General features: G+C 74.4%; 10 protein-coding genes. 7 read left to right on the top strand and 3 right to left on the bottom strand.

The features are described 5' to 3' along the window. The first annotated feature begins 316 nt into the window (after nt 1-316). Nucleotides 317-1,714 carry a type VII secretion integral membrane protein EccD gene (gene eccD, locus NUM_RS34570; RefSeq protein WP_225919044.1) on the top strand — a complete coding sequence of 466 codons (1,398 nt, stop codon included), beginning with the start codon at nt 317-319 and terminating at the stop codon, nt 1,712-1,714. Between the two features lie 48 nt (nt 1,715-1,762). Here the strand turns inward: eccD and NUM_RS34565 are convergent, their stop codons facing one another. Then, nucleotides 1,763-2,803: a hypothetical protein gene (locus NUM_RS34565; protein ID WP_207129152.1), complete on the bottom strand. Its 1,041-nt coding sequence runs from the start codon at nt 2,801-2,803 to the stop codon at nt 1,763-1,765. Nucleotides 2,804-3,533: 730 nt separating this feature from the next. Here NUM_RS34565 and NUM_RS34560 point away from each other — a divergent pair. Further along, nucleotides 3,534-3,839, top strand: coding sequence for a hypothetical protein (locus NUM_RS34560; RefSeq protein ID WP_207129151.1), 306 nt, complete (start codon nt 3,534-3,536; stop codon nt 3,837-3,839). A 4-nt stretch (nt 3,840-3,843) separates the two neighbouring features. Here NUM_RS34560 and eccE read toward each other — a convergent pair whose 3' ends face one another. Next, nucleotides 3,844-5,085 (bottom strand): type VII secretion protein EccE, encoded by a 1,242-nt coding sequence (gene eccE / locus NUM_RS34555; RefSeq protein WP_207129150.1) that lies wholly within the window; start codon nt 5,083-5,085, stop codon nt 3,844-3,846. 239 nt (nt 5,086-5,324) lie between these two features. Here eccE and eccB point away from each other — a divergent pair, with 239 nt between their 5' ends. The 3 genes from eccB (at nt 5,325) to NUM_RS34540 (ending at nt 8,533) form a co-directional block, all read left to right on the top strand. Then, complete coding sequence (gene eccB / locus NUM_RS34550; protein ID WP_207129149.1) at nt 5,325-6,776, top strand: type VII secretion protein EccB; 1,452 nt, start codon at nt 5,325-5,327, stop codon at nt 6,774-6,776. A gap of 234 nt (nt 6,777-7,010) precedes the next feature. Then, nucleotides 7,011-7,376 carry a hypothetical protein gene (locus NUM_RS34545; RefSeq protein ID WP_207129148.1) on the top strand — a complete coding sequence of 122 codons (366 nt, stop codon included), beginning with the start codon at nt 7,011-7,013 and terminating at the stop codon, nt 7,374-7,376. Beyond that, complete coding sequence (locus NUM_RS34540) at nt 7,376-8,533, top strand: WXG100 family type VII secretion target (protein ID WP_207129147.1); 1,158 nt, start codon at nt 7,376-7,378, stop codon at nt 8,531-8,533. Before NUM_RS34545 ends, NUM_RS34540 begins: the two co-directional genes overlap by 1 nt. 219 nt (nt 8,534-8,752) lie before the next feature. Here the strand turns inward: NUM_RS34540 and NUM_RS34535 are convergent, their stop codons facing one another. Continuing rightward, a complete protein-coding gene (locus tag NUM_RS34535; protein ID WP_207129146.1) occupies nt 8,753-10,057 on the bottom strand; it encodes a S8 family serine peptidase in 1,305 nt (434 codons plus the stop codon). 150 nt (nt 10,058-10,207) lie between these two features. Between NUM_RS34535 and NUM_RS34530 the strand changes: the two genes are divergently transcribed. Beyond that, a complete protein-coding gene (locus NUM_RS34530) occupies nt 10,208-12,601 on the top strand; it encodes a SpoIIE family protein phosphatase (RefSeq protein ID WP_207129145.1) in 2,394 nt (797 codons plus the stop codon). A gap of 142 nt (nt 12,602-12,743) precedes the next feature. Then, nucleotides 12,744-14,363, top strand: coding sequence for a serine/threonine-protein kinase (locus NUM_RS34525; protein WP_207129144.1), 1,620 nt, complete (start codon nt 12,744-12,746; stop codon nt 14,361-14,363). The last annotated feature ends 54 nt before the right edge of the window (nt 14,364-14,417 follow it).

Raw genomic sequence — 14,417 nt, 5'->3', positions numbered from 1 at the left:
GCGTCCACGGTGACCCCGGACGCCGGCGCGGCCAGACCGGCCCGGACGCGAGTACGTCCGGACCGGTGCTGGTTGCAGGCGCGTCCGGAGCGGCCCTGGTTGCGGGTGCGTCCGAGCGGGCTTTGGGTGCCGCTGCCTATCTTGTCGGATCAGCGCCACCCTGACCGGTCACGCACGCCCTGCCCCTGGTTGGACGGTGATCCTGGCTAGTCTCCGGTCCGCCCGGACATCCGTACAACATCGTCGTTTCGCCGCACTTGACCGGTCCGCGATGATGGGTGGGTTCGCGGGTGCCCTCGAAGTCGAAGGAGCCACAGTGGCCAACGCCGTCGGCAGCGGGTTGTGCCGGGTCACGGTCGTCGCACCGAAGACCCGGATCGACCTGGCACTGCCCGAAGACGTCCCGCTCGCCGATCTGCTCCCGACGTTGCTGCGCTACGCCGGCGAGGACCTCGCCGACGACGGCACCACCAAGGGCGGCTGGGTGCTCGCCCGGCTCGGTGGCATGGTCCTGGACAGCACCCGCAGCGCGGGCCAACTCGGCATCCGCGACGGCGAACAGCTCTACTTCACCCCCCGCAGCACGTCGGCGCCCGATGCGGTGTTCGACGACGTGGTCGACGCGATCGCCACCGCGACCCAGGAGCGCGGCGGGCGGTGGGGGCCGTCGTTCACCCGCCGGTTCGGCGTGGGCGCCGCGATCGGCACGCTGGTGCTCGGGCTCGCCCTGCTGCTCACCGCCGGTCCGCCGCAGTTGCCGCCGGCGCTCGGCGGGCTCGGCATCGCGGTCGCGTTGCTGGTGACGGCGGCGATCTCGGCGCGGGCGATGGCCAACAGCCAGACCGGGCTGATCCTCGCCCTGCTCGCGATCGGGTACGCGGCGGTCGGTGGCCTGCTCGTCGCCGCCGGCGACCACGGCGTCGGTGACCTGCGGGCCGCGCACCTGCTCATCGGTGGCGGCGTCGCGGTGCTGTTCGCCGTCCTCGCCGCGGTCGCCGTCGCGGACTACGCGCACATCTTCCTGGCCGCGACGATCTGCACGTTCGGGCTGGTCGTGGGTGGGGCACTGAGCCTGACCACCGGGATCAGCGCGGCCGGCGCCGGCGGCATCGTCGGAGCGCTCGCGCTGGTGTTCACCTCGGCGCTGCCGACCTGGGCGTTCCGGCTCGGCCGGTTGCCGATGCCGACCATCCCCTCCGGGCCCGAGGAGTTGCGCACCGACACCGAGACGGTGGACGGCGAGCGGGTGCTGTCGCAGAGCGACGCCGCCGACCGGCACCTCACCGGCCTGCTCGGCGCGACCGCGCTGCTCGGGCTCGGCGCCGAGTTCGCCGTCGCGTTCGGCGGATCCGGCTGGCCGCGGCTGATCCTGCTGGCGGTGCTGGCGCTGGTGCTGCTGGCCCGGTCCCGGTCGTTCGCCGGCGGCTGGCAGCGGTTGCCGCTGATGATCGCCGGCATGCTCGGGCTCGGCCTGACCGCGGTCGCCGGGTTCGCCGCCGCCGGGTCACTGCTGCGGCTGGTCGCGGTCCTTCCCGGTGTCCTCGTGGTCGCGGTGATCTGCCTGATCAGCGGGCTCACCCTGGCCGAGGCGCGGGTGATGCCGGTGTGGACCAAGGTCGTCGACATCGTCGAGGTGCTGCTGATCGTCGCGGTGATCCCGCTGGTGCTGTGGGTCTGCGGGGCGTACGCGTTCATCCGTTCGATCAAGGGCTGACCCGCACCCGGTCGCGTCGCACCGGCGGCCCCGGTGCGACGCGCAGCGTCAGCGGCGAGCCGCGCCGAACTGCCCGCTCTCGACATCGGTCGGGTTGAGCCACAGGTACCGGTCGGCTTGGCCGCCCAGCACCGCCATCATGTCGTCCCGCATCACCTGGAGCAGGTTCACCGTCTCCGAGGTCAGTTGCAGCACCGACGCCGCCGCGTACGCCTCGCCGGACGCCAGCCGCTGCAGGAAGATCATGTTCGACGCCTGCACCGACGGGAAGCCGTACGCGGTGAGCTGCCGCAGCACCGTCAGCTGGGTCTGCCAGGGGCCGAGCGCCGGTGGCTGCTGGGCGCCGTGCAGGCCCACGTCGTACAGCATCAGGGCGGGTGAGGTGGCCGTCGCGCCGACGGTGACCGGGCGCTCGCCGGACATCACCGCGACCCGGTCGTCCCGGCCGGTCGCCCAGCGGCCGAAGCCCTGCCACTCGCTCGGCTGGTTGGTGAACACGACAACCCGGGCACCCATCGCGAGCGCCCGGAACACCGTCACCCGGGCCGCCCACAGTCCGCCGATCAGCGACAGCCGGGTCGGCTCGTCCCGGAACATGCGCACCAGCACCGGCGCCTTGTTGCCGTCCCGGCCGAGCAGCAGACCGCTGCTGGTACCCGGCACCTCGATCTGTTGCAGCGCACCGCGAGACACCCCGTGCATCCCGGCCCGCAACCGCTGGAACGGGCGGAGCCGGCGCGGCCGGGCCACCTGGCGTTGCGGCTGCGCCGGCTCGACCCCGCCGTACACGGTGCCGGCGCCGAGCGGAGGCTGCTGCTGACCGGGACGAACCAGCCCGGGCATCGAGGCACCCGACACCGGTGCGCCGGACATCGGCACCCCCGAGACCGGGTTCAGCTTGGGCACGCCGCCGGCGTTCAGCGGCCCCGCCGGGCCGTTCGGCGCCGGGCGCACCCGGTCGTCGCCCAGCGGTACCAGCGCGCCGCCGGACACCGGCACCCCACTGACCGGCTGCCCGGAGGCCGGCGCGCCGCTGACCGGCGGCCCGGAGACGGGGACTCCACTGACCGGCGAGCCCGAGACCGGCACCGCCGACACCGGCGGCCCGGACACCGGACGCGCTAGCCCCGGGGATGCTGGCCACGACGGACCCGACACCGGAGCCGCGGAAACCGGCGCGGCGCTCACCGGGTTTCCCGGCGACCCCGCACTCCCCTGAGGCACCGCACTTCCCGGCGTCCCCGCGCTCCCCTGAGACACCGCGCTTCCCGGCGATCCCGCAGCCCTCTGGACCGCCGCATTTCCCGGCGGCACACGGTTTCCCGGCGGTGCAGGGTTTCCCCGAGGCACGGCGTTTCCCGGAAGTGCGGGGTTTCCCCGAGGCGCCAGTTTTCCCCGAGGCGCCGTGTTCCGCTGCGGGGCGGTGCTGGCGGGTGGCGCCGCCGGCCCCTGCAGTCCGGCACCACCCGGCGGAACGACGCTCGCCCGGGGCGCCGCGTTCCCTTCCGCGACGGTGCTTGCCGGCGGCACCGCATTCCCCTGGCCAACGGTGTTCGCCGGTGGCGCCGCGTTCCCCTGCGGGACGGGGTTTCCGCGGGCGACCGTGTTGGCCGGCCGGCCAGGGGTCGGCGGTACCGGTCGGTCCGCGGCGCCGGGTGGGGCCGGCGCCGGGAAGGCGGGCGGCGACGTCGGATGCGCGGTACCGGCCGCTCGGCTCCGCGGTGCACCGGCGGCCGGCGGGGTGGGCCCGGCCGGTTGCCCCGCCGGGCCGGCACCGGGCTGCGACGGCACACCGGGCCCGGATCCGGGTGCCGCGCCGGTGTTCGGTGCGGCTGGTGGCTGCGGCGGCCGGGCCGACCCGTACGTGCTGCCCGGTCGGGCCCGGCCGATGACCTCGCCGGGGGCACCGGACGGCGGCATCCCGGGCTGGTCGGCCGGCCGGGGCGGCGTGGCCCGGCCGTACGTGGTGGGCTGTGTCGGCGGCCTGGGCCGGCCGGTCGTGGGCTCGTCGGGCCGGCCGCCCCCGTACGTGGTCGGCTGCGGGTCCGGCTCGCTCTCGTCGTCGTCGCGGGAGTGCCGGCCGCGGGGCGGTTCCGGCTCGTCCGGCCGGCGCGGGGACCCGTAGACGCTCACTGGGCGCCACCTCCACTCGGCGCGGTCGCGTACACCGACGGCGCCTGCTCGCCGTTGAGCCGGAACAGTTTGGCCCGGGACACGTTCGCCAGCTGCTGCAGCGCCCGGCAGTTGCCGGTCAGCTGTTCGGGCTGCGCGCCGACCCGGACCAGGGTGCGGAAGTCGATGCCGTCCTCGCTAGGCGACATGGTCACCGCGACGCTGGTCAGCACCGCCGGGGTGCGGGCGAGGCGGCCGATGACGCCGCTGACGTCGCGCAGCCGCGGCCAGTCACGCACCCAGAAGCACGCGTGCGCCAGCCCGCCGGCCCGCCAGCTGGACCACTCCTCGCCGATCTGGCCGACCGAACCGGGGTCGACGTACCCGGTGACGCCGCAGGACTGGGCCAGCGCGTCCCGGACGCCCTCGGCATCGAGCAGCTCGTACTCCAGGCCGGCGCCGCCGATCGCCTTGCCGAGCCGGCCGACCGCGGTGGACAGCGCCCGGTGCACGCCGTCGACACCGCCGCCGCGGGTGGCGGCAGCCTGCGACGCGGTGGCCGGGTCGAGCCGGACCGCGACCCAGCATCGCTGGTCGATCGGCTCCACGCCCATGTCGTCGGAGGCGAGCTGCCGGTACGACCGGGCCGCCGGCGCGGTGTCGTCGAGCATCGCCGCCGGGCCGGGGATGGTGTGCACGACGATCTGCAGCACGGAGACCCGCAGGCCGCCCTCGTCGAGCACCCGCGCCATGGCGTCCAGCGGCAGCGACTCGGTCGGGTCGCCGCGCAGCCCGGTGCGCGGGGCGACCGCGACCACTGCGAACCACCCGGACTCGTCCTGGCCGATGCCGATCCGGTTGCCGCGGTCCTCGATCGTGCGGATGGACAGCTCCGGCACCAGCCGGCGCAGCGCGGCGAGCCGGGCGTCGTCCGTGCTCGCGCCGCGGCCGTCCTTGCGTCGCCGGTAACGCCTGCGCAGCAGCAGCCACTCGGTCCACCAGTGCCCGCCGACCCGGCCGAGCGCCACGAACAGCAGCAGCAGCGCGAGCACCCCGGCACCGCCGAGCCAGTAGACCGGATGCAGGTTGGCGGCGACGATCAGCCCGGCCAGCGCCACCTCGAGCAGGACGAACTGCCCGACGCGGACGCCGCCGAACCGGCGCCGACCGCCGCGCGGCGCGAACGTCACCTCGCCGAGGTTCGCGTTCTCCAGCCGGACGGCGCCCCGGGCGCGCGGTGGTGCCTCGGTCATCACCATGGCTGGACATCCCTTTCCCGGTCCGCTCACCCGTTCTCGCCGCGCCGGTGCGCTTCCGGCACGCCGGCGCAGACCGGTCGCTTGTCCGCACACCATCACGATCAGCCTCAGCGTGCACGCACACGGTACTGACGGGAACCTATCGTAGGGACGCCACAAAACCGTCAAGCGTCGCGCGTGCACCCATCCCGTACGATCGGCGTCCGGTCGTGGCAAGACGCACCGGACGGGGAGGTCCCATGCCCACGCGACGCGAGCAGTTGCAGGGGTATCGCTTCGTCACCAGGAGAATCGTCTCGGCCATGCTCTCCGGCGAGCCGGAGAGCACCGTGCTGCCGATGCGCCGGCTGGGCCTCGCCGCCTTCGCCAGCGTCATGATCGCGACCATCGTCTTCGCCGGCGTCGGGGTGTACGGGATCCTGCGGCCCGGCGGCAAGAGCGCCTGGAAGAAGGACAACACGCTGGTGATCGAGCGCGAGTCGGGGGCGCGCTACATCTACCAGAGCGGCACGCTGCACCCGGTGCTCAACTACGCCTCCGCGCGGCTGATCGTCGGTGCCGCCGCGCCGCAGCAGGTCTCGGCGAACTCGCTGCGCGACGTGCCGCGCGGCGCCGCGATCGGCATCGTCGGCGCGCCCGACTCGGTGCCGTCCGCGGACGCGCTGGTCGGCCTGCCGTGGATCGTCTGCAGCTCACCGAGGTTCGCCAGTTCCACCACCAGCCTCGCCACCGAGCTGATGGTGGGCCGGGCGCTGCCCGGCGGCAAGGGCATGGGAGACAAGGGACTGCTGGTCACCGAGGGCAGCACCGACGGCACCATGTACCTGCTCTGGCACGACGAGCGGTACCAGATCCCGGACGACACGGCGCTCACCTCGCTCGGACTGACCGGCGCCGACCGTTCGGTGGTCGGTACCGCGATGATCAGCGCGGTACCGCAGGGCCGCGACCTGGCGGTGCCGAAGATCCCCGGCAAGGGCGAGGCGGGCAAGACCGTCGACGGGACGGAGCACAAGGTCGGCGACGTGTTCCGCAGCGGCGACGTCTACTACGTGCTGATGCGCGACGGGCTGGTGTCGATCCACGAGGTGACCGCGAAGCTGCTGCTCGCCGGCGCCCAGCCGACCCAGGTGCCGGCGAACGCGGTGGCCGGCGACCTGAACGCACGCACCACCCTGGAGCCGAAGGACTTCCCGACGAAGGTGCCGGAGATCGAGTCGCTGTCCGGCAGCCAGCCCGCCGTGTGCGCCGGTTACCGGGGCGCGAAGAAGGGCAGCGACACCGAGCCGGTCACGCTCCGGTTGTACGAGCAGGCGCCGAAGGCGCTGCGGCCCGATCCGAACGCCGGCAACACCACCAGCGGTCCGGCCGACACCGGCCCCGTCGCGGACCGCATCGTGCTGCCCGGCGGGCACGGCGCGCTGGTCCGGGAGGAGCCGCAGCCCGGCGTCACCGCCGGTACCACCGTCTACCTGGTGACCGACGAGGGCTTCAAGTACGCGCTGGTGACGTCCGGGAAGAAGAACGCCAGCGAGTTGCTCGGGTTCGGTGGCAGGAAGCCGGTGCCGGTGCCGGTGTCGCTGCTCGACCTGGTGCCGACCGGCCCGGCGCTCGATCCCGACCAGGCCACCCAGTTCAACATCGTCAACGCGCCGTCGCCGACCGCGAGCCCGCAGAAGCAGACGGACTGACCGCTGGTCGCGACCGTGAATCGCGGCCGGCGACCGGGCGAACCGGCGTCCGGATCCAGGCCGGTCGCCGCGCGCGAGCTTCGGACGAAGATCACCGGTTCGGCACGGTCGACGCAGATCGACACATTGGGCTCTGTTCGGCTGGTACCCATCCTTTACGCTAGCTACACGGCAGCTGGGTCCAGACTCGGCATGCCGCCGACTCGTAGTGACCGGGTGAAACGGGGCTTCTCGATGACCACCGAGTACGGCAAGACCGTCGTCGACGTCCACTCGCTGGAGGACTTCCAGACGGCGTTGAACAACCACCACAGTGCGGCTGTCTCGATGCTCAAGACGATCGAGAACAAGCTCTGGCACGTCAGCCCGAAGCTGGGCACGTTCTCCGACGGCAACGAGATGAGCAACTACTACTCGACGACGGCGAACGACTACCACGACCGGGTGCAGCGGCTGAAGAGCGCGATCGAGGCGGCACAGCAGGCCACCAAGACGATCCTCGCGACGTACAAGACGGCGGAGGCGCGCAACGACGCCAACTCGAAGGACATCGAGCGCACGCTGGCTCCGGTCGGCACCGCATTGAAGGAGAAGGCCTGATGGGCGCCTACCCCCCGAAGACGTGCGAGGACCTCGTCGCCAAGTACGAGAAGTTCAGCCACGAGACGCTGTACGAGGGGCTCAAGGCCGGCGACCCGGAGCAGGTGGACGGGCTGCTCGCCGAATGGAAGAAGATCGTCAGCGGCGTGCACGACATGAACACCAACCTCGACGGCGAGCTGAAGAACCTCGCCAAGGAGTGGTCCAGCAGCTCCGGCGACGAGTTCCACCGGCGGATGGGGCTGATCTCGAAGTTCGCGGGTGACCTCGCCACCGACATCGGCGAGTTCCACGACACCCTGCAGGACGCGAACGGCGAGCTCCGCGAGGCAAAGAAGCACAACGAGGACCCGGAGAACACCGACGACAACGGGCAGGCGATGGGCGGCGCCGCGAAGGGTGCCGCGATCGGTTCGCTGGCCGGGCCGGTCGGCACCGTCGCCGGCGGCGTCATCGGCGGCATCATGGGCCACAACAAGGACGAGGAACAGAAGAAAGCAGCCAAGAACCGGATGGTGCAGCTGATCGCCCAGCTGTCCGGCAACTACCAGTCGGCCGCGGGCATCTGGCACGTGTCGGATCCGGACAAGGACACGCCCGGCCACGACCCGCACGACCACCGTCGGGACCCGGGTTCGGTGGATCCCGGCAGCGGCACCACCGCCCCGCCCGGCACCCACGACGACACGCAGCACAACGAGGACGGCAAGTTCGACGACAAGTACCAGACGCTGGACAGCAACTCGCACGACGGGCCACCGTCGACGACGCACGACCCGTCCACCGACGTCGGTGACGTGAGCGGCCCCGGCTCCGGCGGGTCGGTGCTGAGCGGTGCGGGCGGGCCGACCGGCGCCGGGTTCGGTGGCGGGCTGGGCGGCGGCGCCGGCGGCCTCGCCTCGTCGCCGGCCGGCGGCGCCTCCGGCGGCGGGGTCGCCGGTGGAATGTTCGCCAACGCGGGTGCTGGCACCGGCGGCGGCGTGGCCGGCCGGGGCGCGATGGCGCCACGCGGCGGGGCGGGCTCGCGCGGTGCCGGCGAGGGCGACGGCGAGGAATACAGCACCTGGCTGACCGAGGACGAGGAGGTCTGGGGCGGCGACGAGGAGGCCGCCACCGGCCTGCTCGGCGGTCGGCCGCACACCGACGACCGGCGCTGACCAGCCGAACCACACCGGATCCGGCCAGGCCGACCAGCCGAACCGCACCGGATCCGGCCGGGCTGACCAGCCGAACCGCACGAGACCCGGCCGGGCCGAGCGGCCGAACGGGACGAGACCGGGTCGAACGGCACGGGGTCGGGACCGCATCGACGAGTGGCACGGGTCGGAACGACAGCGGGGCCCGGGAGCATCGCTCCCGGGCCCCGGTTCCTGTCGTCAGCGACCGGGCGGCGGGCCATACTGCCCCGCCGGTACCGGCTCGCCCTGCGGATGCTGGCACTGCGGCGGCGCCTGCTGCGGCTGGGCGTACCCGACCGGGCCACCGCCGGGTCCGCCGGGCGGGCCGCCCGGTCCGCCGCCGCCACCACCGCCCCCGCCACCGTTGCCACCGCCGCCGCGGCGGCGCGACCGCAGCGTCACGATCACCACGATCAGCACCAGGATCAGCAGTGCGGCGACCACGATCACCGCGATCAGCACGGCGGTGGACAGGCCGTTGTCCGAGCCGTTCGTCCCGCTGGCGGAGCTGGTCGCGGCCGCCCCGCCGGCGGCGAGCGGGTTGCCGTCCGCCTTCGGTACCTGCGGGGCCAGCGCGGCGGCCGCGTCGACCGCACCGAACCCGTACACCGGGTCGCGGCCCTTGGCGCCGAGGTCGTGCGCGGTGGCGATGAGCCGGTTGACCGCGTCGGCCGAGGAGATGTCCGGGTACTTGGACATGATCAGCGCGAGCACGCCGGAGACCAGGGCGGTGGCGCCACTGGTGCCGGTGGACGTCTCGTACTCCTTGCCGGGCACCCCGGTCGGGACGGTGATCCTCTCGGCCGGTGCGGCGAGCACGGTGCCGCTGCCGGTGGTGGAGCCGGTCCAGGCCGAGCCGCTCTGCGCCAGGCCGGAGACCGCGACGACCCCCGGCACGTCGGCCGGCCGGCCGATCGGAGCCTTCGGGTCGTTGCCGGTACCGGAGACGAGCACCGCCCGGTGCTTGGTCGCGTAGGCGACCAGTTCCTTCTTCCACGGCGCGTCCGCCGGGTCGGCCGAGTCGTTGCCGGTGAACGACATGTTCACCACCCGGGCACCGTGGTCGATCGCGTAGTGCACGAGCCGGGTGATGGACGCCGTCGGCAGCAGCCCGGCCTCCTCACCCTTGATCGCGTACACCGGGAGGATCCTGGCGTCCGGCGCGACACCGGGCATGTCGCCGGAGCCGGCGATCAGCGCGGCCATGCTCGTACCGTGGCCGTCGCGGTCCCGGCGGCCGTCGCCGCCGCCCGGGTCGAAGCCCGGGAGCACCCGGCCGGACAGCTCCGGGATCGGGTTCACGCCGCTGTCCAGCACCGCGACCGTGACGCCCTGACCGGTACTGATCTGCTGCGCCGGCGCGAGATGCATCGCGTCCGGGTACCAGTTGGCGGCCCTCAGGTCGGGGGCGGCCGACGCCGCACCGGGCAGGGCGACGGCGGCGAGCAGCCCGCCGACCAGGGCGCCGACGGCACCCGCCCGGAGTGCCGATGTTCTGCGCACAGCGTCCTCCCGTTTTGACGGATTCCGGCCCACCATAGCGACTCGGGACCGAACCGGCGTTCCCACCCGCGGCGCGGTGCGGACCACCGTCCGCGCGGGCCGGGCGGTACGCTCCACCGCGACCCGTCGTACCCAGGAGGCCGGCCTACCGTGAAGAAACAGGCGGGGCGCGGCGGCGAGGACCCGTCGGCCGGTTCTGACGCCGGCACCGACCCGGCGCAGCCGCAGGAGGCGCTCGCCGGGGTCGTGACCCGGCTGCGGGACGAGCTGGCCGGCATGCGCCGGGCGATGCGCAACCGGGCGGTCATCGAGCAGGCCAAGGGCATGCTGGTGGAGCGGCTCGGGGTCGGCCCGGACGAGGCGTTCGACCATCTGGTCCGGCTGTCCCAGCGCACCAACATCAAACTTGCCGAGGTGGCCGCGGCGCTGGTCGGCGCGACCGCGCCGGCCCCGGAGACGGAACGGCCGGCCGCGTTCCTGGACGACGAGCTCGACCAGTACCTCGCGCACGCCCGGCGCCGCGCCGCCGACCGGCCGGTACCCGAACAGCCGCGGGCCCGGCAACCCGAGGTCGAGGCGCTGCAGGCGCAGCACCAGCTGCTGTCCGCGCGCATCACCACCGCCCGGGAGTACCCGCAGCTCGCCGAGACGGTCGCCGAGGCCACCGTGGGCTGGCCGGCGCCGGCCGCTGTGTCGATCCTGCTGCGCGATCCGGCCGACCAGCTGCAACCGGTCGGTGGGTACGGCGACGACGATGCCGCGCCGCTCGCCGCCACCGCCGGTACCGCGTTCGAGCGGTCCGACACCGTCTGGGTCGCCGACACCGGCGACGCGGCGTTGCGCTCGGTGCTGGCCGTACCGCTGTCCGCCGGTACCGAGGTGGTCGGGGTGCTGGCGGTCGGCTGGCGGGAGCCGACGGAGCTGAGCGCGCAGGCGCACCGGTACCTGGTGGCGCTGGCGACGCCGATCGGCGGCCGGGTGGGCCGGCTGACGACCGCGGAGCTGCCGGCCACCGAGGCCGATCCGACCCGGGCCGTGCTGGACGCGGTGCCCACGCCGGGGGTGCTGCTCGGGCCGGTGCGCGACGACGAGGGGCGGGTCGTCGACTTCCGGTTCGAGTACACGAACGCCGCGGCAGCGGCGCTGCTGACCGCGCTGGCCGGGCCGGACGCGACCGACCGCACCCTGCTCGCGGTGCTGCCGGACACCGGCAGCCGGCTGCTGCTCGGCGAGTTCGCCCGGGTGCTGGCGGACGGCGAACCGGCCCGGCTGGGTGACGTGACGATCGACGCGGCGGCGGACGGCACCGAGGAGTCGCTGGTGGCGCGGGTCGACGCGACCCGGCTCGGGGACGGCGTGCTCTGGCTGTGGCAGCGCCGGTCGACCGCGGAGGAACTGCACGGCCAGCTGCTGCAGGCGGAGCGGATCGGCCGGCTCGGCTCGTTCCGGTGGGACCTGCGCACCGGCGCGGCCCGCTGGTCACCGGAGATGTACCGGCTGCTCGGGCGGACCGAGGAGCAGGGTGCGCTGCCGCTGTCGGACAGCGGCGAGTACGTGCACGCCGACGACTGGTACGCGGTGCAGGAGGCGATCCGCGGCGCGCTGCTCGCCGGCCGGGCGTTCACCGTCGAGCACCGGTTGGCCGACGCGCCCGCGCGGCGGTTGCGGCTCAGCGGCGAGCCGGAGTTCGACTCCGACGGTGCGGTGTGGGCGATCCGCGGTACCGCGCAGGACGTCACCGAGGAGCGGGCGGTCGAGTCGCAGCTGCGCCGCGCGCAGGAGGCGCTGGCCGCGCAGAAGCAGCGGCTGCGGGCCGAGTCGCAGGCGGCCGAGTCGATGCGGGACGCGCTGCTGCCGACCGACCCGGAGCTGACCGAGACGCCCGGGATCGCGGTGTCCGGGCTGTGCCGGTCGTCCGAGGCGACCGGCCGGGTCGCCGGCGACTGGTACGACGTGTTCGCGCTGCGGTCGGGCCCGGCGGGCGCCTCGACCTACCTGGTGGTGGGCGACGTCGCCGGTAGCGGGCTGGCGGCGACTGTGGCGGCGGCCCGGCTGCGCAACGCGGTACGCGCCTATGCGGTGCTCGGGATGGACCCGGGCGAGCTGCTGTCCGCGCTGAACCGGCTGGTCGGCGAGCTCGGCGCCGGGCAGCTGGCCACCCTGGTGGTGGCCCGGTACCAGCCGGCCGAGCACCGGATGCAGTGGGCCGCTGCCGGCCAGGCGGCGCCGCTGCGGTACGCGCCGGACGGGACCGCGAGCGTGCTGACCGGCCCGCTCGGCCTGCCCGTCGGCGCCGCGCCGGACATCGCGTACCAGCAGGCCGCGGTCGACCTGCCGCCCGGCGAGCGGCTGCTGCTCTACACCGACGGCCTGGTGGTACGGCGGGACCGCACGCTGGCGAGTGGCCTGGAGGCGCTGCTGCACGCCGGCCAGCACGTCGACCTGGGCGACCCGGTGGCGCTGGTCGAGCACGTCACGGCGACGCTCGGTTCGGCCCCGGACGACGACCTGTCGGTCGTCGTCGCCAGCCCGACCGGCGAGTGAGCCGGGGCGCGTTTCCGGCTCCCGCACGCCGCCCGGTGCCCGGAGACACGCCTGGACACGCACCTGGGTGTGATCCGACACACTCCCGGTTCGGGGGTCGGGGGAACCGGGCAGCGGGCCCGCTTCCGGCAGACTCTGGCAGGTGTACAGCGTGCGGGCGGACACGGTACTGAACGGTCGGTACCGGTTGCGCCGGAGGCTCGGCGCCGGCGGCATGTCCGTGGTGTGGCAGGCGTACGACCGGGTGCTGGAGCGGCAGGTCGCGATCAAGCTGCTGACCGGCACCGCGCCGGACACCGCCCGGATCCGGGACGAGGCGCGAGCCGTCGCCCGGCTGACCCACCCGCACATCGTCAACGTGTTCGACTGCGCCGAGTCGACCGGCCCGGACGGCACGGTGCTGCCGTTCGTGGTGATGGAGTACGTGCCGGGCCGGTCGCTCGCCGACCGGCTGGACGACGGCCCGCTGCCCTGGCCGGCGGCGGTGACGGTGGCCGCGCAGGTGGCCGACGCGCTGGCGGCCGCGCACGCGCAGGGCATCGTGCACCGTGACGTCACCGCCGCGAACGTGCTGCTCGGCGAGACCGGCGCGAAGGTGGTCGACTTCGGCATCTCGGCGGCGATCGGCGACCGGGACGCCCCGCCCGGGGAGAACAGCATCCTGGGCACGCCCGCGTACCTGTCACCGGAGCGGCTGGCGGGGCTGCCGGTCGAACCGGCGTCCGACGTGTACTCGCTGGGTGTGTTGCTGCACGTGCTGCTGACCGGGGAGACCCCGTTCGGCGGCGACACCACCACCGACGCCACCGAGGCGCACTGGTACGGGCCGCCGGCGGCGTTGCCGCCGATCGACGGGCTGCCGACCGAGGTGGACCGGCTGCGCCGACGCTGCCTGGCGAAACGGGCCAAGGACCGGCCGACGGCGGCGGAGCTCGCGGCCGAGTTCACCGCGCTGGCCGCCGCCGACCGGCAATCCGCCGAACCACCCGCCGAGACCGTCGCTTCGCCCGACGGGAGCGCCGTCGCCGTCGCTTCGGCCGACGGGAGCACCGTCGCCGTCGCTTCGCCCGACGGGAGCACCGTCGTGGCGTCGGCGGTACCGGCGGGGGACGCCGAGCCCGGGCCGTTCCGGGAGCACCGCCGGATCGGCCCGCTGGGCCGGCGGGTGGCGCTGGTGGCTGCGGTGGTGCTGGTGCTGGCCGTCGCGGTGGGTGCGTCGGTGGCGGTCTGGCCGCGGGACCAGCACACCGGCCGGGCGGCACCGGACGTCGCCCGGCCCGTCACCGCCGCCAGCACCGGCGCGGCCACCGCGCCGAGCGCGCACAGCGGTACCGGTTCGGTCAGCGCCAGCCCGTCGCGGTCGACGCGCCCCAGCGCCACTGCCAGCACCGCGTCGCCGCGCCCGTCCGGCTCGGCGCACCGGTCGGCGTCCGCCGAGGCCGCTGTCGCCGGCGACTGCACGGTGGACTGGTCCTACCGGAGCCGGCAGGAGGACGGGTACACCGCGTCCGTGCTGGTGCGCAGCGACCGGAGCCGGCACGGCTGGACGCTGACGTTCCGGCTGCCGTCCGGCCAGCGGGTCACCGGCGGGTGGAACGGCCGGTTCGACCAGGACGGTACGACCGTCACGGTGCGGTCCGCCGGCTGGAACGACGACCTGACCAGCCAGGGTGTCAGCATCGGCTTCACCGCGGCCGTCACCGACGACGACGGGCCGGGCCGCGGGTTCGCCCTCGACGGCACTGCCTGCCGGCTGGTCTGACGAGCGGGCCCTGCGAGCCGGGGTGACGAGCGGGTCCTGCCGGCCGGGGTGACG

It is taken from the genome of Actinocatenispora comari (assembly GCF_017312725.1).
GTDB lineage: Bacteria > Actinomycetota > Actinomycetes > Mycobacteriales > Micromonosporaceae > Actinocatenispora > Actinocatenispora comari.
Note: the sequence above shows the minus strand (reverse complement) of the source record. Positions and strands in the feature narration are given on the sequence as shown.